The sequence below is a fragment of the Arthrobacter sp. AD-310 genome (genome assembly GCF_054656615.1).
The window spans coordinates 1-25,892 of sequence record NZ_BAAHNO010000015.1 but is presented as its reverse complement, the minus strand read 5'-3'; the positions used below and the strand labels follow the sequence as shown (position 1 = coordinate 25,892).

The following is a 25,892-nucleotide window of genomic DNA, read 5'->3' as shown; positions in this document are numbered from 1 at the left end:
GAACAGCACCGTGCAGGAGAACACAGGCGCCGGATACCCAGGGGATGCCGGCGTTACCGACGATTTCGCCCTCGCCGGCGTCCCCGACGCCTTCCAGCGCCTGTGGACCCCGCACCGGATGGCCTACATCACGGGCGGGCAGCACCAGTTCAAGAACGAGAACGACTGCCCCTTCTGCGTAGGTCCGGGCCGGACTGACGAAGACGCCCTCATCGTCCACCGCGGGAAAACCTGCTACGTGGTGCTGAACCTCTTCCCCTACAATCCCGGGCATCTGCTGGTGTGCCCCTACCGCCACATCCCGGACTACACGGACCTCACGCTGGAAGAAACCGCCGAGTTCGCCGACCTGACCCAAACAGCCATGCGGGTCCTGCGGAAGGTATCCAATCCGGGCGGCTTCAACCTTGGCATGAACCAGGGCGTCGTGGGCGGCGCGGGCATCGCCGCGCACCTGCACCAGCACATCGTTCCGCGCTGGGGCGGAGACGGAAACTTCTTCCCCATCATCGCGCAGACCAAGGCCATCACTCAGACCCTCGACGAGGTCCGGCAGATGGTGGCAGACGCCTGGCCCGGGGAGTCGGATGCTGAATAGGCACGCCCGCGGATTCTTCACCGCACTCTTCACGCCCCTGGCACGATGGCTCCTCAAAATCGGTGTGTCTCCGGACGCCGTCACCATTATCGGCACCGCCGGTGTTGTAATCGGCGCGCTGGTGTTCTACCCGCTGGGACAGCTCTGGTGGGGAACGCTGTTCATCACCGCGTTCATCTTCTCCGACGTCCTTGACGGCATCATGGCCAGGATGCAGGACGTCAAGAGCCGCTGGGGCAACTTCCTGGACTCAACCCTCGACCGGGTAGCCGACGGCGCCCTCTTTGCGGGACTTGCCACCTGGTTCTTCACCGGTGGTGCCAATACACCAATCGCCGTCGCCGCCACGCTCTGCCTGGTCCTGGGCATGGTGGTGTCCTACGCGCGGGCCAAGGCCGAGTCCCTGGGATTCACCGCCAACGTGGGAATCGCCGAACGTGCCGAGCGCCTGGTCTCCGTCCTGGTGGTCACCGGCCTCACCGGCGTCGGCCTTCCTCCGGTGGTGCTGCTGGCCACCCTGGTCCTGCTGGCCCTGGCAAGCTTCGTCACTGTCATCCAGCGTGTGCTGTCAGTCCGCCGGCAGTCCCAGGCGGAGCCGTCAACAGCTGATTAAGCATGATTAAGCCGCCCGGGCCGTGGAGGACTAGTATTAGGACTGCCCGATCAAGGGATCCGGCAAATCCGTGCGCGCACTGTCAGGAATCTGCTGCCTGCGCGCCCGGCGAAGGTCATCTATCTACCCATAGGGGTTTTTGTGTCTACACCTGATGTAAGCAGCGAGGCCGGTTCGTCCGCGAACAGCGTCACGGGCAGCAGCCGCGTCAAGCGCGGCATGGCCGAGATGCTCAAGGGCGGCGTCATCATGGACGTCGTCAACGTCGAACAGGCCCGCATCGCCGAAGACGCCGGTGCCGTTGCTGTGATGGCGCTGGAACGCGTTCCGGCTGATATCCGCGCCCAGGGCGGCGTGTCCCGCATGTCTGATCCGGACATGATCGACCAGATCATCGAGGCCGTGTCCATCCCGGTCATGGCCAAGGCCCGCATCGGCCACTTCGTTGAAGCCCAGGTCCTGCAGTCCCTCGGCGTCGACTACATCGACGAGTCCGAGGTCCTCACCCCGGCCGACTACATCAACCACATCGACAAGTGGAACTTCACCGTTCCCTTCGTCTGTGGTGCCACCAACCTTGGTGAGGCGCTGCGCCGCATCAACGAGGGCGCGGCGATGATCCGGTCCAAGGGCGAGGCCGGCACCGGCGACGTTTCCAACGCCACCGGCCACATGCGCCAGATCCGCGCCGAGATCGCCAAGCTCTCCGCCCTCCCGGAGGACGAGCTGTATGTTGCGGCCAAGGAACTGCAGGCCCCGTACGAACTGGTCAAGGAAGTCGCCGCCAACGGCAAGCTCCCGGTGGTGCTGTTCACCGCCGGCGGCATCGCCACCCCGGCCGACGCCGCCATGATGATGCAGCTCGGTGCTGACGGCGTGTTTGTTGGCTCCGGAATCTTCAAGTCCGGCAACCCCGCCCAGCGCGCCGCCGCCGTCGTGAAGGCCACCACCTTCTACGACGACCCCGACGTCATCGCCAAGGCCTCCCGCGGCCTGGGCGAAGCCATGGTGGGCATCAACGTCGACGAGATCCCCCAGCCGCACCGCCTGGCTGAGCGCGGCTGGTAACTTCCGACTTCCTGTGGTCGGCGCACGGCGGCGGGTCACCTTTGTGGGTGACCCGCCGCCGTCGTTCTTTTTTTGGGGGAGTGGGGCGGCTGTTCCAGGCCGCGGCGCTTTAGGAGGGGTTCCAATCTGGCTTCGCGGCCGCGGAGGGTTCGGAAGGACTCAAGTGGGTCGCGGCTGTTGCCGCGGGACAGCAGTTCCTGCCGGAACCTTTCGCCGTTTTCGCGCGTCAGGCCGCCGTTCTCCGTGAACCAGTCCACCGTTTCCGCGTCCAGCACCTCGCTCCAGATGTACGAGTAGTAGCCCGCTGCGTACCCCGCCCCGGCGAAGATGTGCTGGAAGTAGCCGGTCCGGTACCTGGGAGGGATTAGCGGATGCGCTATCCCGGCGGCGGCCAGGGCCTTCGCCTCGAATTCCAGCGCATCATCCGGCACCTCGCCGGGTTCAAGTACGTGCCAGGCCAGGTCCAGCAGGGCAGCGCCCAGGTACTCGGTGGTGGCAAAGCCCTCACCCCACAAACGTGATTCGTTCAGCCTGTCCACGATGTCCTGCCCCAGCGGTTCTCCGGTGGCATAGTGCCGGGCGTAGTTCGCCAGGATCTCGGGCCACATGATCCACATTTCGTTGACCTGCGAGGGATACTCCACAAAGTCCCGCGGCACCGCCGTCCCGGAGAACCGCGGGTAGGTGACGTTGGAGAACAGGCCATGGAGGGCATGGCCGAATTCGTGGAAGGCGGTCCGCACTTCATCCAGGGTCAGGAGTGTGGGCTCACCGGCCGGGGGTTTCGAGATGTTCAGGTTGTTGAGGACCACCGGTTTTGTGCCCAGCAGCGCGGACTGGTCCACGAGGGAGTTCATCCAGGCTCCGCCGCGCTTGGACTCCCGGCTGTAGTAGTCGCCCAGGAACAGGCCCAGGCCGCTCCCGTCCGCGTCGCGCACCTCCCATACCCGGACGTCCGGGTGGTAACCGGCGAGGTCATCCCGTTCCGAGAAGGTGATGCCGTAGAGGGACGTGGCGGCGTGGAAAACACCGTCTTTGAGGACCCGGTCCAGTTCGAAGTACGGGCGCAGCGCCTGCTCGTCGACGTCGTACTTCTCCTTCCGGACCTGCGCCGAATAGTACGCCCAGTCCCAGGCCTCCAGGGCATGGCCTGCCACATCGGCCAGGGCAGCAGCCTCGCTGCCGGCATTTCGGACGGCGGCGGGCGCCATCCGGCTCAGCATGGACTGGACGGACGCGAAATCAGGGGCTGTCTGAAGATCAACAACCAGTTCCGCGTAATTCGCGAAGCCCAGGAGCGCAGCCTTTTCCGCCCGCAAACCGGCCAGCTGCCGGGCCAGTTCCAGGACATCGAGGCTTCCGCCGCTGCTGCCCCTGGCCACCGAGGCTTCAAAAAGTCGACGGCGGACGTCCCGGTTTTCGAGCGAGGAGAGGGCAGGCTGGTTGCCGGGCAGGACGAGGGTGAGCAGGAACTTGCCTTCGTGGCCTGCCGCGCGGGCCGCCTCGGCGGCGCTGGCGACCTCGTCAGCGGGCAGGCCAGCCAGCTCATCAGCGCTGTCCAGCAGGAGCGCGGCCGCTTTCATGCCCTCCTTCACCCGCTGGCCGTACTCTGTACCGAGGCGGGCGAGTTCCGCGTTGACAGCCCTGAGCCTGTCCTGGCCCGGCGTGTCGAGGTGGATGCCGGACTGCCGGAACTCCTTCAAGTACTCATCGAGCAGGCGCGCTGACTCGGCGTCGCAACTGGAAGCATCCACGGCAGCAAACCGTTCATACAGGGCAGCGTTCAGGAAGATCTCGTCCTGATGGGCGGAGAACAGCGGTGAAAACCGTGTCTCCAGGCCGCGGATCCCATCCGATGCGTCCGAGGAAACGAGGGTGAAGAATGCAGCGGCCGCACGCTGCAGCAGCCGGCCGGACCGCTCCATCGCCACCACCGTGTTCCCGAAGCCGGCCGGCTCCGGGTTCCCGGCGATCGCCCTGATCTCCTCGAGGTGCTCCGCCAGCCCGGCCTCCAGCGCTTCCGCGTAGTGGCATGTCTCAATGGCGCCGAATGGCGGAAGGCCGTACGGCAGGGGACTGGGTACCAGGAGGGGGTTCGTCATGACGTAAACCTTTCACAGCAGGGCACGCTTCTCAATGTGACGAAATGTCAGATTCGAGGCAGCCTGCTCCCTACAATGGCGCCTATGGGGATGCTTGCCGGCAAGGCGGTATGGCGCATGCGCGCCAGCATTAGGGCGGTGTCGGTGGCCGGTGTGCTGGGCCTGGCCGGCGCGGTGGCGGGCTGTGGCCTGGTCGCTGAACAAAACAGCGCCACACAGGGTGCTGCCACGCCACCCTCGACTTCGCCGGGCACCACCGTCAGCCCCACGCCTGCACCGTCCCCGACCCCGGAGCCCACGCCGGGTAAAGGCCCCGGATGCCCCGTCCTCCGCTGCACCTCCCTGCTGGTCACGGGCGACATGCTGGTCCACACCGAACTGTGGCAGCAGGCCCAACAGGACGCCGCCGCAGCGGGAAAACCGGGCCTGGAGTTCGGGCCGCTCCTGGAGGGGCAGAGGCGCTACATCAACAACAGCGACCTCGCCGTCTGCCACCAGGAAACCCCCGTGGCCGGACCGGACGGCCCCTTCTCCGCCTACCCGTCCTTCAACGTGCCGCCACAGATCATCACAGCTTCCAAGGCTGTCGGTTACCAGGCGTGCACCACCGCGAGCAACCACACCATCGACCGTGGCACCGATGGGCTGCTGCGGACCCTCGACGCCCTGGACGCCGCGGGGCTCAAGCACACCGGGTCCTACCGAACGGAAAATGAGTCCCACGGCATCCTGGTCCTGCAGACACAGGCCGCCAGGATCGCCATCATCCAGGCCACCTACGGGCTCAACGGGCTGACTGCCGAATACCCCTGGCAGGTGGACATGCTGGACCCGGCGGCGATGATCGCCAAAGCCGGAAAAGCAAGGGCCATGGGTGCCGACATCGTTGTGGCCGCGATGCACGCCGGAGACGAATACTCCAGCGAGCCGAACGCCCAGCAGCAGGACGTGGCCCACGCCCTGGCCGACAGCGGACAATTCAACCTGGTCTACGGCCACCACACCCACTCCGTACTGCCCATCGAAAACTACAAGGGCACATGGATCGTGTACGGCCTTGGCAACGGGATCACGGAACTGTCGCCCTCTTATGTAGTGAATAACGAGGGGCTGCTGGTCCGCGCGCAGTTCGGCCAGGATGCCGCCGGCACGTGGACCGTCACGGACCTTGCCTGGGCCCCCTCCGTCATCGTCCGCGACCCTTACCGCTGGTGCTCGGTGGCCTCCGACGCCCCGCAAGGGCCGTGTGCGGGACCCGAAGCGGACGCCGCCACCCGGCAGCGCACCCAAACAGTTGTCGAATCCATGGGCGCGGCGGCTGCCGGGGCCCACGAACTGCTCATCACGCAGGAAGGGTAGCCGAACCCGCAGGACAATGTCAGCGGGGATGGTGTCAGCGGGGGCGGCGGGCCGCGTGCTCCCGTGCCAGTTCCGCAAAACGGTCGTCCGGGGTTCCGGGTTCGAACGTTCCGAACTTGCGTTCGGCCGCGGTGCGGATCAGGAAATCGGCGATGGCCGGGTTCTTCGGAAGCAGCGAGCCGTGCAGGTAGCTGGCAACGATGTTGCGGTAGCGGGCGCCTTCGTGCCCGTCGTTGCTGTTGTTGCCGGTCCCCTTGGCCACGGTGCCGAGCGGACGGACGCCGCTGCCCAGCGTGGTTTGGCCGCTGTGGTTTTCGTAGCCCAGCACCTCGCCGAATTCGGGCGTGGCCACCTTGACGTTGCCGATCAGCCTCTCGTCGGTGCCCTGCGTCTCGACGTCCAGGATGCCAATCCCCGGGATGACTGCGCCGGTACGGGTTTTGAAGAACTTCCCGAAGAGCTGGTACAGCCCGCAGATGACCAGCATGGGGGCCCCGTCCTCGGCCAGCCCCTTGAGGTCCGGAGCCCGGGACTGAAGGTCGTCCTGGATCACGAGCTGGCCGCTGTCCTGGCCGCCGCCGCCCACAATGATGTCCACACCGTCCGGGAAGGGATCGCCCACGTTGTACTCCAGCAGCTCCGGCGTGTAGCCGTGCCAGCTGATACGCCGCTGCAGGACCAACGCGTTGCCCCAGTCGCCGTAGATGTTCATGTCGCGGGGGTACAGCTGGACCACCCGGAGGGTGCCTTTGGACGGGGTTGCCGCGGGACGCGCGGTGGAAGCTTCGGCGTTCACGAGACGACCTCCACGGTGGTGATCTTGGACAGTTCGCGGCGGATGGCCAGCATGGCGGTGTACGTGCAGAAAATGCGCTTCGGCTTGCCCTGCGCGCCGCGGATGAACGCGGCGAGGGCGGGCGCGATCTCCGGCTCGACGGGCCCGAAGGGAACCTCGTCATACTGCAGCCGGAGGGCCATGTCATAAGCGCGGGAACCCGTGAGCTGGTCCACCCCCTCGGCCCGGAGGGAATCGAACTCCACGTCCCACAGCCAGGACATGTCCCTCCCGTCGGCGTAGTTGTCATTGATGGCGATCATCGTGGCGTATCCGCCGGCAGGGAACGACTTCAGCCCAAGCCGGAAACCGCTGGGGTTCTTGACCAGCACCAGGTCCAGGGGCTGCCCGTCCACGGTGAGGCTCTCACCACGGCCAAAGGCCGGTGCCACCTGCGACAACGCGGAGAGCAGGGATTCGTGGTCCGCGGTGGCTGCCCCGCTGCCGCAGATACTGCGGGCCAGCGCCAGGGCGGCCGCGGCGTTGAAGATGTTGTACACGCCCCGCAGCTTCATCGCCGTGGTGACGCGGCCGCCGTCGTACTCAAACTCGGCGCTGTCCGCGCCCACCTTGCGCAGTACGACGTCGGCTGCCGGCTTCTCCGGCAGGCCTGCCGGGGCGGGACTGCCGGGAGCGGCGCGCATGTCGTCGTCGTTGGGGAAGGTTGCCAGCAGGGAGTCGTCGAGCCCGAAGTAGCGGACCTCCTGCCCGGTGAGGGTGTCGGCGATCCGGGCCACGCGCGGGTCTTCCCGGTTCAGGACCACTGTTCCGGTCGTCCTGGCGGCGATGTGCTGGAGCAGCTGCGCCGTCTTGTCGATCTCGCCGAACCGGTCCAGCTGGTCGCGGAGGACGTTCAGGAGCAGGCAGTAGCGGGGAGGCACGCTGTTCACGAAGTGGACCGCGTGGGCTTCGTCGAGCTCGAGGACCGCGATGTCGGCATCCAGCCGCCCGCGCCAGTCCACCTCACCGAGCAGCGCGGCGGCGACGCCCCGGGTGAAGTTGCTTCCCGTGCGGTTGGTGAAGACCTTCAGGCCCTGGCTTTCCAGCAGCTCCACCACCATTTTTGTGGTGGTGGTTTTGCCGTTCGTGCCGCTGACCACCGCCACCCCGTGGGGGAGGGTGCTGAGCGTACGCCGCATGAAGCCGGGGTCCAGTTTTTCTACCACCAGGCCCGGAAGGGCAGAACCGCCGCCCCGGAGCCGGGACGCCCGGCGGACCAGCTTGCCGAGCGGAACACTAAAGGAAAACATGTTTCGAATATATCCCAGCAGCGGCATGCAACCGCGGCCGCAGCACGGCCGCTGGAATGCGCGGCACGGCGAGGCCCGTATGCTGGTTGGATGACAACTTCCCTTTCAGCGGCTTCCGCGCGCCCCGGTTCCGGCCTGCGGATCGGCGTGCTGGCGCTGCAGGGCGACTTCCGGGAGCACCTGCGCGCCGCCGAGGCCACGGGCGCCGAAGCTGTGGGCATCCGCCGGCCTAAGGAACTGGACGGCCTGGACGGGCTGATTATTCCGGGCGGAGAATCCACGGCCATCGATAAACTGGCCCGCGCCTTTGAACTGGCCGGACCGCTGCGCGAACGCATCGCCGAAGGCCTCCCCGTATACGGTTCCTGCGCCGGGATGATCCTGCTGGCCTCCGACATCGCCGATCCTGCGACAGACCTGTCCGGAGCCCCGCAGCAAACCTTCGGCGGGCTGGACATGACCGTGCGGCGCAACGCGTTCGGCCGCCAGCGGGACTCCTTCGAGACAGACCTCGATTTCAAGGGCCTGGACTTTAGCGCCACCGATTCCGGCGTGGCACCCGTGCACGCGGTGTTCATCCGCGGGCCCTGGGTGGAGCGGGTTGGTCCCGACGTCGAGGTCCTGGCGCAGGTGGAGCCCGCCGAGCCGGAACACGCGTCCCACGCGGTCCAACTGCCCGGGGCGGCTAGAATTGTGGCAGTGCGTTCCGGCCGGCTGCTGGCCACCTCCTTCCATCCGGAAGTGACCGGGGAGAAACGCGTACACGAACTTTTTATCCGCATGATCAGAGGAGAAGCGTAAAGCATGTCAGGCCACTCCAAATGGGCGACGACCAAGCACAAGAAAGCCGTCATCGACGCCAGGCGTGCCAAGTCGTTCGCCAAGCTGATCAAGAACATCGAAGTTGCTGCCCGCATGGGCGGACCGGACCTGGCAGGCAACCCCGGCCTTGAACTGGCCGTCACCAAGGCGAAGAAGACCTCGGTGCCGAACGACAACATCGACCGTGCCATCAAGCGCGGCGCCGGCCTCACCGGCGAAGTGGTGGACTACACCGAGATCATGTACGAGGCCCGCGGCCCGCAGGGCTCGGCACTGCTGATCGAGTGCCTCACCGACAACAAGAACCGCGCCGCCTCCGAGGTGCGCCTCGCCATCTCCCGCAACGGCGGCACCATCGCCGACCCCGGCTCGGTCAGCTACCTCTTCACCCGCAAGGGTGTGGTGAACCTGCCCAAGAACGGTCTTGGCGAGGACGACGTCCTCATGGCCGTCCTCGATGCGGGCGCCGAGGAAGTCAAGGACAACGGCGAAACCTTCGAGATCCACTCGGAGCCGGGGGATCTTCCCGCGATCCGCGAAGCGCTCAAGGAAGCCGGCATCGAATACGACACCGACGAAGTGGAGTTCGTTCCCTCGATGCAGGTGGAGCTGGACGTTGACGGCGCACGCAAGTTCATGAAGCTGGCCGATGCGCTCGAGGAACTCGACGACGTCCAGAACGTCTACAGCAACGCCGATTTCAGCGACGAAGTCCAGGCCGCGCTCGAAGCCGAGTGACGTTTCGCCTTGCCTCCTGAACCGGGTCCGGCTGCGGGAAGCGGGGACCTGTGACCCTCCGGGTACTGGGTGTGGACCCCGGCCTCACGCGTTGCGGCATCGGCGTCGTGGATGTTGAACGCAACCGCCGGGCCACCATGGTGGCGGTCGGGGTGGTGGGAACCTCACCCGAGGAAACCCTGGACCGGCGCCTCCTGGTGATCGCCACGGCCATCGACGAATGGCTGGACCGCTACGAGCCGCAGGTACTCGCCGTCGAACGCGTTTTCTCCCAGCTCAACGTCAGTACGGTGATGGGGGTCGCGCAGGCATCCGGCGTGGTGATTGCCGCCGCGGCCCGGCGGGGGATCCCGGTGGCGCTGCATACGCCGTCGGAGGTCAAGGCGGCGGTGACCGGCAGTGGCTCGTCCAACAAGGACGCAGTCACCAAGCTCGTCACGAAGATCCTGCGGCTGGAGGCGCCGCCCCGCCCCGCGGACGCCGCCGACGCCCTCGCCCTGGCCATCACCCACGCGTGGCGGGCGGGAAGCGGCGCCGCAGTTGCCACCACCGGTCCCGGCAGCTCAGCGCTCACACCGGCGCAGCGGGCCTGGGCTGAAGCCGAGGCCAAGGCGCGCCGTGCACGCTGAATGCCTATACCGCTTGCTAGGGTATTCGTAGATATGTTCGGATAGCCGGCCGCCTTTCCGCGTGGCCGGGCATGCACCAGGAGCCAGGCCTTGATCAGTTTCCTCCGCGGGACAGTTGCGCACGTGGGCCTGTCCACGGCTGTCATCGACCTCAACGGCGCCGGCATGAGTGTCTATGCCACGCCCCGGACGCTCAGCGGGCTGCGGACCGGTGAGGAGGGGAAACTGTTCACCTCCCTCATCGTCCGGGAGGACTCCCTGACGCTGTTCGGGTTCGCCACGGATGACGAACGCGAGGTCTTCGACGTGCTGCTCAGCGTCAGCGGCGTCGGCCCCCGCCTTGCCCTCGCCGTCCTGGCGGTCCACGACCCCGAGGCCATCCGGGTTGCCGCGCACAGCGAGGACAGCAAAGCGTTCACCAAGGTGCCGGGAATCGGTCCCAAGGTGGCCGGCCGGATCGTGCTGGAACTTGCCGGGAAACTTGTCCCGCACGGCACCGCAGCTGCCGCTGCCGCCCCGACCGCCGCCGAGGCCTCCTGGAAGCCGCAGGTCATTGCGGCCATGACCAGCCTTGGCTGGTCCGAAAAGGACGCCTCATCCAGCATTGACAAAGCACTGGCGGACGACCCCGAGGTGTCCTTCCGCGGCAACGTCCCCGAAATCCTGCGCACCACGCTCCGCTGGCTGGGCCAGGACGGTGCCCGTGCCGGAAACCGCGTAGGCAGCCGTGGCTGAACCGTCACTGGTAGCGGCGGGGGAGGAGCCCGAGGAGCGCGCCATCGAGGCGGCCCTCCGGCCCAAGAACCTCGACGACTTCGTCGGTCAGCACCGCGTGCGGAAGCAACTGTCCCTGGTGCTCCAGGCCTCCCGCATGCGCGGCCGCACCGCCGACCACGTGCTCTTTTCCGGCCCGCCCGGGCTGGGTAAGACCACCCTCGCCATGATCGTCGCAGCCGAGATGAACGCGCCCCTGCGGCTCAGCAGCGGCCCGGCAATCCAGCACGCCGGCGACCTCGCCGCCATCCTGTCCTCCCTGTCGGAGGGCGAGGTCCTGTTCCTCGATGAAATTCACCGCATGTCCCGCCCCGCCGAAGAAATGCTGTACATGGCCATGGAGGACTTCCGGGTGGACATCGTGGTGGGCAAGGGTGCCGGTGCCACAGCAATTCCGCTGGAACTTCCGCCGTTCACCCTGGTGGGAGCCACCACCCGGGCAGGCCTGCTTCCCGGACCGCTGCGGGACCGGTTCGGCTTCACCGGGCACCTCGAGTTCTACACCGTCCCGGAACTGGAACTGGTCCTCCGCCGCTCGGCCGGGCTGCTGGACCTGAAGGTGAACTCTGCCGGGTTCGCCGAGATCGCCGGACGCTCCCGCGGCACCCCCCGTATCGCCAACCGGCTGCTGCGCCGCGTCCGTGACTGGGCGCTGGTCCACGGCGTCGAACAGATCGACGCGCGGGCGGCGTCCGCCGCGCTGGACATGTATGAAGTGGACAAAAAGGGCCTGGACCGGCTTGACCGGTCCGTCCTTGAGGCGCTGATCACCAAATTCGGCGGCGGCCCGGTGGGGCTCTCGACGCTGGCCATCGCCGTCGGCGAAGAAACCGAAACCGTGGAGACCGTGGCTGAACCATTCCTGGTCCGTGAAGGACTCCTGGGCCGGACGCCCCGGGGACGGATTGCCATGGCGCCGGCCTGGACGCACCTGGGTTACGCCATTCCGTCCGGAGTCTTCGCGCAGGAACAACTGGACCTCTTCGATCCCGAAACCGGGGCAGTGGAAGAGCCGGGGGACTGGACGCCGGAGAGCCGGTAACAGGCTCCCTTCAGGTTTTCCCTTTAGACTGGTATGACGCCCGGCACGTTCGGGTCTTTGTTGTGTGCATCAAAGCCCCGCGCCGCCGGCAACCAGCCAGGCTCGTACAAAGAACGGAATTCCCCTTGGATCCAATGTCAATTCTCCTGTTCGTCATGCTCGGCGTGTTCATCTTCATGATGTTCCGCCGCAACAAGAAGGCGCAGCAGCAGCAGGCGGAGCTCCAGTCCAAGTTCGGTCCCGGCGTCGAGGTCATGACCAGCTTTGGTCTCTTCGGCCGCATTGTGGACATGGACGAGGCCGAGAACAAGGTCACCCTTGAGCTGTCCCCCGGAAACCTCGCCACCGTGCACCGGCAGGCCGTCACCAAGATCGTGGAGCCCGCCGCCGTACCCGCGTCCGAGGCGCCGGTCGTCCCGAACGACGCGTCAGCCCTTGCCGGCCCGAATGACTCCACCCTTGCGGGGCCGGATGCCGGCACCACCACGCCGGCCCCCGAAACCCCGGACGAAACCCTGAAGCGCCTCAACGACGAGGGTAAAAAGGACAACTAGTCCCGACCGTCCCCTCTACCGCTGCGGAGTGCCGCCGGTGCCGGCCACAGCAGGCACCGGCGGTTTCCCCGTGATCACGAGAAAGATCGACAATGGCACGAACTGGCCCTAAGAAACCAGGCCTCAGGGTACTGGTGTGGCTCGGCGTAATCATCGCCGCGCTGACAGCTGTCCTGGCCGGCGGCACCCTCAGCGGACAGGCAAGCTGGGCACCCAAACTGGCTCTGGACCTCGAAGGCGGCACCCAGATGATCCTGGCGCCCAAGGTCGAGGGCGGTTCGGACATCAATGAGGAACAGCTCAACCAGGCCGTGGCGATCATTCGCCAGCGCGTTGACGGCTCCGGTGTCGCCGAGGCGGAAATCAGCACCCAGTCCGGTCGGAACGTGGTAGTCAGCCTTCCGGGCACGCCCTCCAGCCAGACCCGGGACCTGATCCAGGCCTCCGCGGACATGAACTTCCGTCCCGTCCTTCTCAACGGGGCCGGCGCAGCAGTTCCCGAGGACCAGCGGGCCCCCGAGGACCAGCTGCCCAAGCCAACGGCCGAGCCCGCCAACAGCAGCGACGTCAACTGGATCACCCCCGAGGTCTACCGGCAGTTCGAGGCCCTGGACTGCGACAACCCCTCGCAGGACGAACAGGAACGCTCCGACCCGGCCAAGCCGCTGGTCACGTGCGAACCGGCAACCGGCACAAACCCGGCGATCAAGTACATCCTGGGTCCCGTGGAGGTCAAGGGCAGCAACATCGTCACCTCCTCCTTCCAGCTGCAGCAAGGTGCCCAGGGCGCCGTCACCAACGACTGGGCGGTCAACATCCAGTTCGACGACGAGGGTACGGCCAAGTTCAAAGAGGTCACCGAACGCCTGAACCAGTTCTACGTGGCCGCCGGCGGCGAGTCGGGAACCGACCCCAAAGCGCAGTTCGCCATCGTCCTGGACGACCAGGTCATCTCGGCGCCGCGCGCGCTTGCCGTCATCACCGACGGGCGCCCCCAGATCACCGGCGGGTTCACCGAGCAGACCGCCAAGGTCCTGTCCGACCAGCTCCGCTTCGGGGCGCTCCCCATCAGCTTCGAAATCCAGAGCGAGCAGCAGATCTCGGCCACCCTCGGCGGCGAACAGCTGCGCATGGGCCTGCTGGCAGGCCTGATCGGGCTCCTGCTGGTCGTGGTCTACTCGCTGTTCCAGTACCGGGCGCTTGGCTTCGTCACCATCGCGTCGCTGGTGGTGGCCGGTGTCCTGACCTACCTCGCCATCGCCATCCTCGGCTGGACCGAAAACTACCGGCTCTCCCTGGCCGGTGTCGCAGGCATCATCGTGGCCATCGGCCAGACAGCAGACTCGTTCATCGTGTACTTCGAGCGGATCCGCGATGAACTCCGCGAAGGCCGCGGACTGGTCTCCGCCGTCGAAAACGGATGGAAGCGTGCCAAGCGCACCGTCCTCGCCTCCAAGGCGGTGAACCTGCTGGCCGCTCTCGTGCTCTACTTCGTGGCCGTGGGCAACGTCCGTGGGTTCGCCTTCACCCTGGGCCTGACCGCCATCGCCGACCTCATCGTGGTCTTCATGTTCACGCATCCCACCCTGCAGTTGCTGGCACGAACCCGGTTCTTTGGCGAGGGGCACCGGCTTTCCGGACTGGACCCCAAGCGACTGGGAGCCGTGCCGCTGTACCGCGGTGCCGGGCGCCTCCGGACCCCGGAGGACCGGCCTGCCGTTGTGCGCACCAAGAACACCGGCGCTGCCGCTGAAGCCGAACGCAGGATGACCATCGCGGAACGCCGCCTCGCGGAGAAGCAGGAGCAGCTCGCAGGCTCCTCCAAGACCGCAGCGAAGGAGAACAAGTAATGTCCGGCTTCGCCAACTTCGGCAACGAGCTCTACACCGGAAAGCGTTCCTACGACTTTGTGGGTTCCAAGAAGATCTGGTTCCTCATCGCCGCCGCCGCTGTTGCCCTGTCCATCATCATCCCGGCGGTCAAGGGCGGCTTCAACCTCGGCATCGAGTTCCGCGGCGGCTCGGAATTCACTGTCTCGAACGTGCAGACCACCGACGCTTCACTGGGTGAGAAGGCCGTCACGGACGTGGTGTCCGGCAGCGTCCCCCGCGTGGCGAACGTCGCCGGAACCACCATGCGGATCCAGACGGACAAGCTCACCGACGACGAAACCCTCCGGATCAAGGAGGGACTCACCAACGCCTACGGCGTGACCGACAATGAGGTGACGTCAACGTTCGTGGGCCCAACGTGGGGCGCTGACGTCACCAAGCAGGCCCTGATCGGTTTGGTGATCTTCGTGCTCCTGGCTGCGGTGCTGATGGCGTTGTACTTCCGCACCTGGAAGATGTCGCTCTCTGCGATCGCGGGCATGGTGGTGACCATGTTCATCACTGCCGGTGTCTACGCCCTCAGCGACTTCGAGGTCACGCCGTCGGCGATCATCGGCTTCCTGACCGTGCTCAGCTACTCGCTCTACGACACCGTGGTGGTGTTCGACAAGATCCGCGAAAACACCGCCGATATCGATATTTCCACCCGGCGCACCTTCGCCGAGGAGGTCAACCTTGCCGTCAACCAGACGCTGGTCCGTTCCATCAACACCATGATGGTGGCCATCCTCCCGGTCGGGGCGATCCTCTTCATCGGTGCCGGCCTGCTCGGTGCCGGCACGCTGCGGGACCTGTCCCTGGCCTTGTTCGTGGGAATCCTGATCGGCACAGCCGCGACCATCTTCGTGGCCGCGCCAATGTACGCGTGGTTGCGCCAGCGCGAACCCGACCTGGTCAAGCAGGCCAAGCGGGTCGAGCAGCGCCGTGCGGCCGGCCGGCCCGCTCCGGCCGAGCCCGCCACGGCCTGACCCGCCGGAAACCCGCCGGATCAACCCGTTTCCACAACGGGAATGGGCAGGGGGGGGGGGGGGGGGGAGCGCCGACTGGCGCTGCCCGGCCCGTTCACGTTGACCGCCGGTTTTAAAAGTCCCGCCGGTGAGGAATAGACTGAGGTAATTAAAACGGTGGTGGAGGGGTGCTTCATTGGAAGAACGTTCGGCGTCGGCGCCAACGGCACAGGGAGACAAGAATCCCGCCGGTGTCCAGACCGGGCTCGCAGCAGCGCGCCCGGGTTCCCTGGTGCCCGTTGACAACTCCGGTTCCCGCCCCACCTTCCCCGGACGCCGGGAACGCACCCGCTCCCGGCTCGCCCGCCTGACCGGACGCGGAACCGCCACCTATTCGCCCATCCTCGAACCCCTGCTGAGGACTGTACGGGCCAACAACCCCAAAGAGGACTTCGACCTTATCCAGCGCGCCTTCGACGTGGCCGAACGCAGCCACCGGGGGCAGAAACGCAAGAGCGGCGACCCGTACATCACCCATCCGGTGGCGGTGGCCACCATCCTCGCCGAACTCGGCCTGAGCGGCAGCACCCTGGCCGCTGCGCTGCTGCACGACACGGTGGAGGACACGCCGTACACCCTTGAGGACCTGAAGCGCGACTTCGGTCCCGAGGTTGCGATGCTGGTGGACGGCGTCACCAAGCTGGACAAGGTCAGCTTCGGCGAGGCTGCCCAGTCCGAGACGGTCCGCAAGATGGTCGTGGCCATGGCCAAGGACATCCGGGTCCTCATGATCAAGCTGGCCGACCGGCTGCACAATGCCCGCACCTGGCGGTTCGTGTCCGCGGAATCCTCGTCCCGCAAAGCCCGCGAAACCCTGGAGATCTTCGCCCCGCTGGCGCACCGGCTGGGCATGAACACCATCAAGTGGGAACTCGAGGACCTCTCCTTCGCGGCGCTCTACCCCAAGGTGTATGAGGAAATCGTGCGGATGGTGGGGGACCGCACCCCCGAACGCGAGAAGAGCCTCAGTGTCATCCGCGACCAGATCACCGAAGATCTGCGCACCGCCCGGATCAAGGCCACCATCACCGGCCGTCCCAAGCACTACTACTCCATCTACCAGAAGATGATCGTCCGCGACAAGGACTTCGACGACATCAACGACCTCATGGGCGTCCGTGTCCTGGTGGACTCCGTCCGGGACTGCTACGCGGCCCTCGGCACCATGCATTCGCGCTGGAACCCCCTGCCGGGCAGGTTCAAGGACTACATCGCGATGCCGAAGTTCAACATGTACCAGTCGCTGCACACCACCGTGATCGGACCCGGCGGGAAGCCGGTGGAAATCCAGATCCGCACCCACGAGATGCACCGCCGCGCCGAGTACGGCGTTGCGGCGCACTGGAAGTACAAGGACCAGCCCAACCGCACCGCGGTGGGGCCCGGAAGTCCGCGCGACGGGGACATGGGCTGGCTCCGCTCCCTCGTGGACTGGCAGCAGGAAACGTCCGACCCGGGCGAATTCCTGGATTCCCTGCGGTTCGAAATCAACGCCCGCGAAGTCTTTGTCTTCACCCCCAAAGGTGAAGTCATGGCCCTGCCCGCCGGTTCCACACCGGTCGACTTCGCCTACGCCGTGCACACCGAGGTTGGGCACCGGACCATCGGCGCCCGGGTCAACGGCAAGCTGGTGCCGCTCAACAGCGAACTGAACCACGGCGACTGGGTGGAGATCTTCACCTCCAAGGCGGAGGGCGCGGGGCCCAGCCAGGACTGGCAGCATTTCGTCAAGAGCGCCAGGGCGCGCAACAAGATCCGCCAGTGGTTCAGCAAGGAACGCCGCGAGGAAGCGATCGACCGCGGCAAGGAACTGCTCACCCGCGCCATGCGGAAGCAGAACCTTCCGCTGCAGCGCCTCATGACCCACGAAGCCCTGGCGGCGGTCGCCGAAGAGTTCAAGTACGTGGACATCTCGGGCCTCTACGCAGGGGTGGGCGACGGGCACACGTCTGCCCAGGCTGTAATGGAGAAGCTCGTCGAGAGCCTCGGCGGCAACGAGAGTACCGACGACGACATCTCCGAAGTCAGCATCCCGACCCAGGTCACCAAGGCGCGTTTCTCCGACTCCGGCGTTGTGGTCCGGGGCGTGGGCGATGTGTGGGTCAAGCTGGCACGCTGCTGCACGCCGGTCCCGCCGGACCCCATCCTGGGCTTTGTCACCCGCGGCTCGGGCGTCTCCGTGCACAGGACGGACTGCACCAACATCTCTGACCTCAAGGACCAGCCGGACAGGATCGTCGACGTGGACTGGGCACCCACCCAGTCCAGCGTGTTCCTGGTTGAGATCCAGGTCGAAGCCCTGGACCGCAAGTCACTGCTTTCCGATGTAACCCGTGTACTGTCCGACAACCACGTGAACATCCTTGCCGCAAGCGTCCACACGTCCACGGACCGGGTGGCGATCTCAAAGTTTGCCTTCGAGATGGGTGACCCCAAGTACCTCAGCCACGTCCTCAGCGCCGTCCGCCGCATTGACGGGGTCTTTGACGTCTACCGGACCACCGGAAACAAGCGCCGGAGCTAGGGCCGCCAGCTTCTCCAGCGCCGCCCTTTTATGCGGCACCCGCGGGGAGGCTTCGATGGCAAGCACCAGCAGCCTAAGCCGCACGTCCCGCTCCGGACGGGCGAGCAGCCCGGCGAGTGCGGGGACGGCCCGCGGCGCGTCCACGTGCAGGGCGATATCCAGTGCCGTCCGCAGCGGGCTGGACACCATCAGCCCGCCCATGCTGACGACGTCGAACGGGCCCAGCTTGACCTCGTGGAGCGTGCAGCCGCGGGTATTGCGCAGTCCGGACACGCGCCGCTTCGCGTCAACCAGGAGGGCAAGCCGGTCCGGCTCCGCGGCACACCCGTAAATCCACGCTGCGGTCATCCGGCCGGCGACTACCCGCTGCCGGACGGCAGGCGGCACGGAGCCTGCCGCAGCCCGCGCCCGCAACTGCGCGGACGCGGCAACCCCGGGAAGCGTGTACCCGTGCTGATGGAAGCGCGCCAGCAGCCCGTCGGCGGCGAGGGCCTGCAGTTCCGGGCCGGCGAACGGCCTGCCGGGAGCGTAGAGCTCGGGAAACCGGGGCGCCGGGTTCTCCGCGAGCAGGACGGTCGCGGGGGAGGGGACGGGAGCGGGAGGAGTCGCCATGCACCCATCCTGCCGGGTACGCGCCGGACGACACAGGCCCGGTCCCGGTTATGTGGATAACCGGGACCGGGCCTGTGTCAGGGCCGAACGGGCCTAGGAAAGCTCGCTGGCCGAGCGCTGGATCTGGTCGAGCCAGGCCTGGCGTGCCGCGAGGGCTTCCTGTGCCGCCTTGATCTTGCGCTGGTCGCCGCTCTTTTCAGCCTTGGCGAGGTCGTCCTGCAGGCCGGCAATGGCGGACTCAAGCTGGGAGAGGGCGCTGTTGGTGCGTGCTTTCCGCTCCGGGTTGGACCGCTGCCACTGCTCTTCCTCGGCGTGCCGGACGGCGTCCTCCACCTTGCGCAGGCCTGCCTCGATGCGGCCCATGTCGGCCCGCGGGACCTTGCCGGCATCCTCCCAGCGGTCGCGGATGGACTGCAGCGCCTTCTTCGCGGCTGCCAGGTCCTTGACGGGGAGGATTGCGTTGGCTTCCGCCAGGAGTGCTTCCTTGACGGTGAGGTTGGCGGCGTACTCCTGGTCGATCTCGTCGTTCGCGGCCTGCCGGTTGGTGAAGAAGACGTCCTGGGCGGCGCGGAAACGTGCCCACAGGGCGTCGTCGTCCTTGCGGCTCGCCCGCGGTGATGCCTTCCACTGGTCCATGAGGCGGCGGTACTCGCCGGCCGCGTATCCCCAGTCCGTGGACGTGGACAGTGCCTCCGCCTCGGCGATGAGCTTCTCCTTCGCGGCCTTGGCGGCGGAGTTGTTGCTGTCCAGCTGGGAGAAGTAGGCCCGGCGGTGGCGGTCGAACACGGTGCGGGCGGCCCGGAACCGCTTCCAGAGCGCGTCTTCGTTGCTGCGGCCCAGCCGGACGCCGCTCTTCTGAGCAGCCTTCCAGTTCTCGAAGAGCTCGTTCATCCTGGCGCTGGAGGTCTTCCACTGCGTCTGGGCCGGGTCCTGGCCCGAGATCTGCTCGGCTTCGGCAACAATGGCTTCCCGGGCAGCGAGTTCGGCGGCGCGGACGGCTTCATGCTCGGCCTTCTCCGCCTTTTCGAGTTCGGCGATCTGCGTCGTGAGCTTGTCCAGCCGCTCCTCCGCGGCGCGCAGGTCGCCCACCATGTTCCGCTCGGCAAGCTGCTCGCGCAGATGCGTCACGGTCTTCTGCATGTCGGTGCTGGGCGCCTTGGAGCCGACGCGCTGTTCGAGCAGCACGATCTGCGCCACGACGTCGTCGTATTTCCGCGCGAAGTAGGCAAGCGCCTCGTCGTCGCTCACGCCGGGGTACTGGCCGACCGGGTGTTCGCCGCCGTCGATCGTCAGGAAGACGTGCCCGTCGCCTTCCACCCGGCCCCACTTGGAGGCCTCAGCCAGGGACGTGGCCGGCGGTGCCTGGACCGGGGCAGCTGCCGGGGCTGCAGCCGCCGGCTTGGGGCGCGAAGCGAACGCGGCCGGGGACGGAGCGGAAGGCCGGGGTCCGGGCGTCGGCGCTGCCTGTGTCCCCGTCGCCGGGGCACCCGAGGCTTCAGTTCCTGCTTCCTCCGGGGCGGGGGCCGCCGCGCCGGTCAGGTCTGCTGCTGTTTCGTCGGATTTCTGACTGTCTGTCACCGCTAAAAGTCTTTCGCTTGGAGGGAACTGCTCACGTTCTGCACCGCGGCCGCGCTGGCCGGGCGTCCTACTTCAGAGAAAACGAGTCTATCGTGACTGGTTGCACGGGCGCGCCGTCTGTGTCGCTGCTTCCGGGCGTGATCCCGGCAGCGGCGATATTGGACACCACGTCCAGGCCCGAAGTCACCTTGCCCACCACTGTGTAGCCGCCGGCCGTGTCGGCCGGGATGGCCGTGTCCTTGTACACGATGAAGAACTGTGTGCCGTTGCCGTAGGCGTTGTTTCCCGTGCGGGCAACGGCGATGGTGCCGGCCGGATACATGTTGTCTGCCGGGGTGTTTTCCAGCGGCCCCCAGGTGTAGTTGGGGTCGCCCTGCCCGTCGCCGGTGGGGGAGCCGCATTGCAGGACTCCGAAAGCGTCGGACGTCGTCAGGCGGTGGCATGTCTTGCCGCTGTAGAAGCCTTCATCGCTGAGCGACTTGAACACGGCGGCCGCCTGCGGTGCGGCGGTTCCGTCGAGCTCCACGCCCAGCGGGCTGCCGTTCAGGACGAGTTCGCCTGTGAAGGTCTTGCCCGCCGCGGTATCCGCGGCCGGGATGTTGGGGCCGTTCGTGGCCTGCGGCGTGGGATTCGCGGAGGGGTCTGCTGAAGCTGAGGGGCTGGTCAGCCCTGCTTCGGCCGCCGCGAATTCATCCTCGGTCGGGTTGCCGGCAAAAGCGGTGAGCTGGAGTACGACGGCGAGCACCACGGCGGCGGTCCCGGCGCCGGCGGCCACGAGGTTGTCGCGCTTGCGCCGGCTTTCCTGGTCCCGGCGCAGCTCGCGTTTGGCCTCCATCTGCTGGATGCGCCGTTTGGCTTCGCGGGTGCTGCGTGAACTGGCCGCCAAGGGGTCCTCCTTATTGTCGGGCTGCTGCGCCCATGTTGCCGGGCTGCCGCCTCGGGCATCCCGGCCCGCAGGGCGGTTTTCTGACCGCCGAGCCCTGCCGCTGCCGCGCATTAGAGATGCACACCGATGACGCATAAACTGACTGCCGCACATAGTTTATGCATGACTGGCTGGACTGCCGCCGGATGACGCCCCCAATGGCGCGACGCGGCCGGTTACCGGCGCATTAAGAGGAGAACTTTCCATGGCACGCACCGCCTCCCTGTCCGGATTCCCCGAGTGGCTTCCCGAGGAGCGGCTGGTGGAACTCCATGTCCTGGACACCCTGCGCCGGGTCTTCGAACTCCATGGCTTCGCGTCCATTGAAACCCGGGCAGTGGAGACCGTGGGCCAGCTGCTGCGCAAGGGTGAGATCGACAAGGAGGTTTACGGCCTCAGCCGCCTCCAGGAGGATGAGAGCGACAACCCTGTCAAGGGGGGCAAGGCCGATCCCCACGCCCTCGCCCTGCATTTTGACCTGACGGTCCCCTTCGCCCGGTACGTGGTCGAAAACGCCGGCTACCTGGCGTTTCCCTTCCGGCGCTACCAGATCCAGAAAGTGTGGCGGGGCGAGCGCCCGCAGGAGGGCCGGGCACGCGAATTCACCCAGGCGGACATCGACGTCGTGGGCGACGGCGAGCTGCCCTTCCGCTACGACGTCGAGATCGCACTGGTCATCGCCGAGGCCCTCAGCGCGCTGCCCATCCCGGATTTCAGGCTCCGGGTGAACAACCGCAAGCTGGCGGAGGGCTTCTACCGCGGCATAGGCCTTGACGACACCGCGGGCGTGCTGCGCAGCATCGACAAGCTCGAGAAGATCGGCGCGGAAAAGGTGGCTGAACTCCTCAAATCCGAGCTGGGCGCAACGGACGAACAGGCGCAGAAGGCTTTGCAGCTGGCAGCGATCCGGACCGAGGACACGTCCTTCGTCGACCAGGTTCGCGCACTCGGTGTCAGCAACGAGCTGCTGGACGAGGGATTGTCCGAGCTCGAGCAGGTCATCGAAGCAGCCGTGCAGCGCGCGCCGGGCAAGGTGCTGGCCGACCTCAGCATCGCGCGCGGGCTGGACTACTACACCGGCACTGTCGTGGAAACGGTCCTCGTGGGGCACGAGCAGCTGGGCTCCATTTGCTCCGGCGGCCGGTACGACGCCCTGGCATCCAAGGGCAACCGCAAGTTCCCCGGCGTCGGCCTGTCCATTGGCGTGACCCGGCTCGTGTCACGCATCCTCAGCCAGGACCTCGCCAAAGCGTCCCGCTCCGTCCCCACTGCCGTGCTGGTGGCGCTGACGCACGACGACAGCTGGGGGGCCGCGCAGGACGTCGCGGCCCAGCTGCGCAGCCGCGGCATTCCCACCGAGGTGGCGGCGAAGGCGGAGAAGTTCGGGAAGCAGATCAAGTTCGCGGACCGCCGCGGCATCCCCTTCGTCTGGTTCACCGACGACGACGGCACGCACCAGGTCAAGGACATCCGCTCGGGGGAGCAGGTGCTCGCCGCCCCGGAGACGTGGACTCCGCCGGCTGCGGATCTTTCCGTCCAGGTGGCCACCACACAAGAGGCCGCGGCGGCCGTCTGACCGCTCCCCGGCCAGGCGCCGGATCCGGTGTGGGGCGGCGGTTCCTGTGCAGCGGGTAAACTCGGACAGGACCGTTGCTGCAACGATCCATTGGCATTTCCAGCTGTTTTCCCGCTGTCTTCTCAAGAAAGGTGTGCTGTGCTGCGCACACATGACCTCGGATCCCTTCGTTCCGAGCACATTGGACAAACCGTAACCCTGGCCGGCTGGGTGGGCCGCCGCCGTGATCACGGTGGTGTGGCATTCGTGGACCTGCGCGATGCCTCCGGCGTGGCCCAGGTTGTGGTCCGTGAGGAAGAGGTCTTCCACGGCCTGCGCAACGAGTACGTCCTCCAGGTCACCGGCACGGTCTCCAAGCGCCCGGAAGGCAACGAGAATCCCGCGCTGGCAACCGGAGACATCGAGGTCATCGCCGAGGACGTCACCATCCTCAACACCTCCGAGCCGCTGCCTTTCCAGATTGACGAGCACGTTGAAGTCGGTGAGGAAGCGCGCCTGAAGCACCGCTACCTGGACCTCCGCCGCCCCGGCCCCAGCCGCAACCTGCGGCTGCGCTCCGAGGCCAACCGTGTTGCCCGCGAACTCCTCCACAAGGACGGCTTCGTCGAGGTGGAAACCCCCACACTGACGCGTTCGACGCCGGAAGGCGCCCGGGACTTCCTGGTTCCGGCGCGTCTTGCTCCGGGTTCCTGGTACGCACTTCCGCAGTCCCCGCAGCTTTTCAAGCAGCTGCTGCAGGTGGGCGGCTTCGAGAAGTACTACCAGATCGCACGCTGCTACCGTGATGAGGATTTCCGCGCGGACCGCCAGCCGGAGTTCACGCAGCTGGATATCGAGGCCAGCTTCGTGGACCAGGACGACATCATCACCCTGGGCGAAAACATCGTCCAGGCGGTGTGGCGGCTCATCGACGTCGAAATCCCCACCCCCATCCAACGGATCACCTACGCCGACGCCATGGCACGCTACGGTTCGGACAAGCCCGACCTGCGGTTCGGCCAGGAACTGACCGAGCTCACGGAATTCTTCAAGGACACCAACTTTGGTGTGTTCAAGGCCCCCTACGTGGGAGCCGTGGTCATGCCCGGCGGCGCCTCCCAGGCCCGCCGCGCCCTTGACGCCTGGCAGGAGTGGGCCAAGCAGCGCGGCGCCAAGGGCCTGGCCTACGTCCTCTACAAGGAGGACGGCGAACTGGCCGGCCCCGTGGCCAAGAACCTCACCGACACCGAGCGCGCCGGGCTCGCCGACGCCGTCGGAGCCAAGCCGGGCGACTGCATCTTCTTCGCCGCCGGCGAGAAGACGCCGTCCCGGGCGCTGCTGGGCGCCGCCCGCGTGGAAATCGGCCACCGTACCGGACTGATCGACCCCAACGACTGGGCGTTCTGCTGGGTTGTCGACGCACCCATGTTCGAACCGGCTGCTGCAGCCGTCGCTTCCGGCGACGTCGCTGTCGGCGCCGGCCAGTGGACGGCCGTGCACCACGCGTTCACCTCGCCCAAGCCCGAGTTCCTGGACACGTTCGACAAGGACCCGGAGTCCGCACTGTCCTACGCCTACGACATCGTCTGCAACGGCAACGAAATCGGCGGCGGCTCCATCCGTATCCACCAGCGCGACGTCCAGGAGCGCGTCTTCGAACTGATGGGCCTGGACAAGGAGGACGCCCAGACCAAGTTCGGCTTCCTGCTCGAGGGCTTCAAGTACGGCGCGCCTCCGCACGGCGGCATCGCGTTCGGCTGGGACCGCGTGGTGTCCCTGCTGGCCGGCGTTGAGTCCATCCGCGACGTCATCGCCTTCCCGAAGTCCGGCGGCGGCCACGATCCGCTGACCGACGCACCGGCCCCGATCACGCCGCAGCAGCGCAAGGAAGCCGGCGTGGACTTCAAACCGGAAGCCACGAAACCCGTAGAGGCGAAGAAAGCCGAGGCGGTTGCCAAGTAGGCAACAGCACGATTGGCAGGAGGCTTCCCGGCCAGGCCGGGAAGCCTCCTGCCGTTAACCGAGGAGGATCCATGGCCCCTGCCAGGCCCCTGCACGCAGACCTGTCAGACCTTGAGAGCGCCATGGATGCCGCCTGGCCAGCGTCGGAACGGCATGAAGCGGACGGGTGGGTTCTCCGTGCCGCCGGGGGAGTGACGCAGCGCGCCAACTCCATCTGGCCACGGCAGGATTCCGACGAAGGCGCCGCCGGCTTTCCGGCGATGCTCCGCGGCGCCCGCTCCTGGTACCGCAGCCGCCGGCTTCCGGTGATCTTCCAGGTTCTGGAGGACGGCCGGATGGCATCCCTGACGACGTTCCTTGACGGCCTGGGCTTCACCCGGCAGTCCGAAACCCTGGTCATGACGCGTGGTCCATGGCCGGGTGCCCCGGAAGAAGCCGGCACCGCGGATAACGGCCGCACGGTCGAACTCTCCGGCGAACCATCGGACGAGTGGCTGCACCTGTGGTGGGACATCGACGGCCGCGGCGGTGACGACGCCCTCGCCACCGCGCGGGACATCCTGACCGGCTGCCTGGCTGTCTACGCCCTGGTGCGGGACGATGACGGCCGGCCCGCGGCCGTGGGACGTTTGGCACTTCCGAATGGACCAGGGCGCCGGGGCGGCATCTACTGCATGGCCACCCACAAGGACAGCCGCCGCCAGGGATATGGCACAGCCGTCCTGCGTGCCTTGCTTTCCGAGGGAGCCGCGCGGGACCTGGATGGCTACTGGCTGCTGGTCACTGCCGCGAACGATGCAGCGCAGGCGCTGTACTCCGCAGCGGGGTTCCAGGAAACCGCACGGTACCACTACCGGCAGGACCCGCCGCGGCGCGCCCTGGCCGGCTGCTGACGGAGCCCGTGGCCGGGCTGGCCGAAAGCCGGTTCCGACATGCCTAACCACCGGGTGCGTCCGTCACCTGCACGCGCACCGAACAGGCATCGGCCGCCGCCTTTTTCAGCACCGCAGCCCGGGGCTCGGGAACATCGAGGTACGCCAGCCGGGGCAGCCGGGCATAGTTCTTGAGCGATGGATGACCGAGGACCAGGTCGGCCATGGCACGGTCACCGCCCGGGACAATGTACTCAAATGGCTCGGCAGCGAAAACGAGGGCGGCCTGCGCCGCGACGGCGTCCACCAGCGCGTCGGCCTGGTTGGAGCGCCGGCGCGCGAACCGCTGCTGCGACTGGCCGCCCGCCGCGGTCCGGGATTGCACGTACTTCGTCCCTGCTTTGGATGCCAGCAGGGTCCCTTCGCTGGCGATGCCGACGGCGTAGCCGCCGCGCCGGACCAGCAGGAGTCCCAGCCGTCGCGGCTGGGACGCCAGCGAGGCCAGCCGCTCGATCCCGTCGGTCCCGCGTCCCGGCCGGCCGTCCGCCGGCCAGGGGGCCTGCAGGAGCGCCTCCGCACCG

Annotated in this window: 23 protein-coding genes; 16 read left to right on the top strand and 7 right to left on the bottom strand. The window is 67.0% G+C overall.

All coding sequences use genetic code 11. The features are described from left to right. Positions 1-10 precede the first annotated feature (10 nt). The 3 genes from ACYQ1Z_RS10825 to pdxS all read left to right on the top strand — a co-directional run bounded on the left by ACYQ1Z_RS10825 (position 11) and on the right by pdxS (position 2,279). Positions 11-598 carry an HIT family protein gene (locus tag ACYQ1Z_RS10825; RefSeq protein ID WP_459792525.1) on the top strand — a complete coding sequence of 196 codons (588 nt, stop codon included), beginning with the start codon at positions 11-13 and terminating at the stop codon, positions 596-598. Continuing rightward, entirely contained in the window at positions 588-1,211 is a 624-nt protein-coding gene (gene pgsA, locus ACYQ1Z_RS10820) for a phosphatidylinositol phosphate synthase (RefSeq protein WP_459792524.1), read from the top strand. Before ACYQ1Z_RS10825 ends, pgsA begins: the two co-directional genes overlap by 11 nt. A 141-nt stretch (positions 1,212-1,352) precedes the next feature. Then, complete coding sequence (gene pdxS / locus ACYQ1Z_RS10815; RefSeq protein WP_459792523.1) at positions 1,353-2,279, top strand: pyridoxal 5'-phosphate synthase lyase subunit PdxS; 927 nt, start codon at positions 1,353-1,355, stop codon at positions 2,277-2,279. 35 nt (positions 2,280-2,314) lie between these two features. On the opposite strand, the gene ACYQ1Z_RS10810 is transcribed toward pdxS, so the two are convergent. After that, the gene (locus tag ACYQ1Z_RS10810) at positions 2,315-4,381 is read right to left on the bottom strand and encodes a M3 family metallopeptidase (protein WP_459792522.1); all 2,067 of its coding nucleotides are present in this window, start codon (positions 4,379-4,381) and stop codon (positions 2,315-2,317) included. Positions 4,382-4,456: 75 nt separating this feature from the next. Between ACYQ1Z_RS10810 and ACYQ1Z_RS10805 the strand changes: the two genes are divergently transcribed. Continuing rightward, entirely contained in the window at positions 4,457-5,740 is a 1,284-nt protein-coding gene (locus ACYQ1Z_RS10805; protein ID WP_459792521.1) for a CapA family protein, read from the top strand. A gap of 34 nt (positions 5,741-5,774) precedes the next feature. Here the strand turns inward: ACYQ1Z_RS10805 and ACYQ1Z_RS10800 are convergent, their stop codons facing one another. Together ACYQ1Z_RS10800 and ACYQ1Z_RS10795 are read right to left on the bottom strand one after the other, a co-directional pair. Further along, positions 5,775-6,536 (bottom strand): type 1 glutamine amidotransferase, encoded by a 762-nt coding sequence (locus ACYQ1Z_RS10800; RefSeq protein WP_459792520.1) that lies wholly within the window; start codon positions 6,534-6,536, stop codon positions 5,775-5,777. Beyond that, the gene (locus tag ACYQ1Z_RS10795) at positions 6,533-7,825 is read right to left on the bottom strand and encodes a MurT ligase domain-containing protein (RefSeq protein WP_459792519.1); all 1,293 of its coding nucleotides are present in this window, start codon (positions 7,823-7,825) and stop codon (positions 6,533-6,535) included. The genes ACYQ1Z_RS10800 and ACYQ1Z_RS10795 overlap by 4 nt, the downstream gene beginning before the upstream one ends. A gap of 90 nt (positions 7,826-7,915) precedes the next feature. Between ACYQ1Z_RS10795 and pdxT the strand changes: the two genes are divergently transcribed. From pdxT to ACYQ1Z_RS10750, 9 genes are all read left to right on the top strand, one after another. Beyond that, on the top strand, positions 7,916-8,626 hold the full coding sequence (gene pdxT / locus ACYQ1Z_RS10790) for a pyridoxal 5'-phosphate synthase glutaminase subunit PdxT (protein WP_459792518.1): 711 nt from the start codon (positions 7,916-7,918) through the stop codon (positions 8,624-8,626). 3 nt (positions 8,627-8,629) lie between these two features. Continuing rightward, positions 8,630-9,385 carry a YebC/PmpR family DNA-binding transcriptional regulator gene (locus ACYQ1Z_RS10785; protein WP_459792517.1) on the top strand — a complete coding sequence of 252 codons (756 nt, stop codon included), beginning with the start codon at positions 8,630-8,632 and terminating at the stop codon, positions 9,383-9,385. Positions 9,386-9,435: 50 nt separating this feature from the next. After that, positions 9,436-10,014, top strand: coding sequence for a crossover junction endodeoxyribonuclease RuvC (gene ruvC, locus ACYQ1Z_RS10780; protein ID WP_459792516.1), 579 nt, complete (start codon positions 9,436-9,438; stop codon positions 10,012-10,014). A gap of 90 nt (positions 10,015-10,104) precedes the next feature. Next, positions 10,105-10,749, top strand: coding sequence for a Holliday junction branch migration protein RuvA (gene ruvA, locus ACYQ1Z_RS10775; RefSeq protein ID WP_459792515.1), 645 nt, complete (start codon positions 10,105-10,107; stop codon positions 10,747-10,749). Continuing rightward, positions 10,742-11,830 carry a Holliday junction branch migration DNA helicase RuvB gene (gene ruvB / locus ACYQ1Z_RS10770; protein WP_459792514.1) on the top strand — a complete coding sequence of 363 codons (1,089 nt, stop codon included), beginning with the start codon at positions 10,742-10,744 and terminating at the stop codon, positions 11,828-11,830. The genes ruvA and ruvB overlap by 8 nt, the downstream gene beginning before the upstream one ends. Before the next feature lie 134 nt (positions 11,831-11,964). Then, positions 11,965-12,384, top strand: a complete 420-nt coding sequence (yajC, locus tag ACYQ1Z_RS10765; protein WP_459792513.1) for a preprotein translocase subunit YajC — start codon at positions 11,965-11,967, stop codon at positions 12,382-12,384. Between the two features lie 92 nt (positions 12,385-12,476). Continuing rightward, complete coding sequence (secD, locus tag ACYQ1Z_RS10760; protein ID WP_459792512.1) at positions 12,477-14,234, top strand: protein translocase subunit SecD; 1,758 nt, start codon at positions 12,477-12,479, stop codon at positions 14,232-14,234. After that, the gene (secF, locus tag ACYQ1Z_RS10755) at positions 14,234-15,244 is read left to right on the top strand and encodes a protein translocase subunit SecF (RefSeq protein WP_459792511.1); all 1,011 of its coding nucleotides are present in this window, start codon (positions 14,234-14,236) and stop codon (positions 15,242-15,244) included. The genes secD and secF overlap by 1 nt, the downstream gene beginning before the upstream one ends. 175 nt (positions 15,245-15,419) lie before the next feature. Continuing rightward, complete coding sequence (locus ACYQ1Z_RS10750; protein WP_459792510.1) at positions 15,420-17,807, top strand: RelA/SpoT family protein; 2,388 nt, start codon at positions 15,420-15,422, stop codon at positions 17,805-17,807. Here the strand turns inward: ACYQ1Z_RS10750 and ACYQ1Z_RS10745 are convergent. The 3 genes from ACYQ1Z_RS10745 to ACYQ1Z_RS10735 all read right to left on the bottom strand — a co-directional run bounded on the left by ACYQ1Z_RS10745 (position 17,688) and on the right by ACYQ1Z_RS10735 (position 20,883). Then, the gene (locus ACYQ1Z_RS10745) at positions 17,688-18,419 is read right to left on the bottom strand and encodes a hypothetical protein (protein ID WP_459792509.1); all 732 of its coding nucleotides are present in this window, start codon (positions 18,417-18,419) and stop codon (positions 17,688-17,690) included. The genes ACYQ1Z_RS10750 and ACYQ1Z_RS10745 overlap by 120 nt on opposite strands. Positions 18,420-18,512: 93 nt before the next feature. After that, on the bottom strand, positions 18,513-19,997 hold the full coding sequence (locus ACYQ1Z_RS10740; RefSeq protein ID WP_459792508.1) for a DUF349 domain-containing protein: 1,485 nt from the start codon (positions 19,995-19,997) through the stop codon (positions 18,513-18,515). A gap of 67 nt (positions 19,998-20,064) precedes the next feature. Continuing rightward, the gene (locus ACYQ1Z_RS10735; RefSeq protein ID WP_459792507.1) at positions 20,065-20,883 is read right to left on the bottom strand and encodes a peptidylprolyl isomerase; all 819 of its coding nucleotides are present in this window, start codon (positions 20,881-20,883) and stop codon (positions 20,065-20,067) included. Positions 20,884-21,127: 244 nt separating this feature from the next. On the opposite strand from ACYQ1Z_RS10735, the gene hisS reads away from it, so the two are divergent. From hisS to ACYQ1Z_RS10720, 3 genes are all read left to right on the top strand, one after another. Continuing rightward, on the top strand, positions 21,128-22,498 hold the full coding sequence (gene hisS, locus ACYQ1Z_RS10730; RefSeq protein ID WP_459792506.1) for a histidine--tRNA ligase: 1,371 nt from the start codon (positions 21,128-21,130) through the stop codon (positions 22,496-22,498). A 138-nt stretch (positions 22,499-22,636) separates the two neighbouring features. Then, positions 22,637-24,439: an aspartate--tRNA ligase gene (aspS, locus tag ACYQ1Z_RS10725; RefSeq protein WP_459792505.1), complete on the top strand. Its 1,803-nt coding sequence runs from the start codon at positions 22,637-22,639 to the stop codon at positions 24,437-24,439. 71 nt (positions 24,440-24,510) lie between these two features. Then, complete coding sequence (locus tag ACYQ1Z_RS10720; protein ID WP_459792504.1) at positions 24,511-25,332, top strand: GNAT family N-acetyltransferase; 822 nt, start codon at positions 24,511-24,513, stop codon at positions 25,330-25,332. A gap of 43 nt (positions 25,333-25,375) precedes the next feature. Here the strand turns inward: ACYQ1Z_RS10720 and ACYQ1Z_RS10715 are convergent. Then, positions 25,376-25,892: acVLRF1 family peptidyl-tRNA hydrolase (locus ACYQ1Z_RS10715; protein ID WP_459792503.1), on the bottom strand; the 517-nt coding region annotated here is incomplete at its 5' end.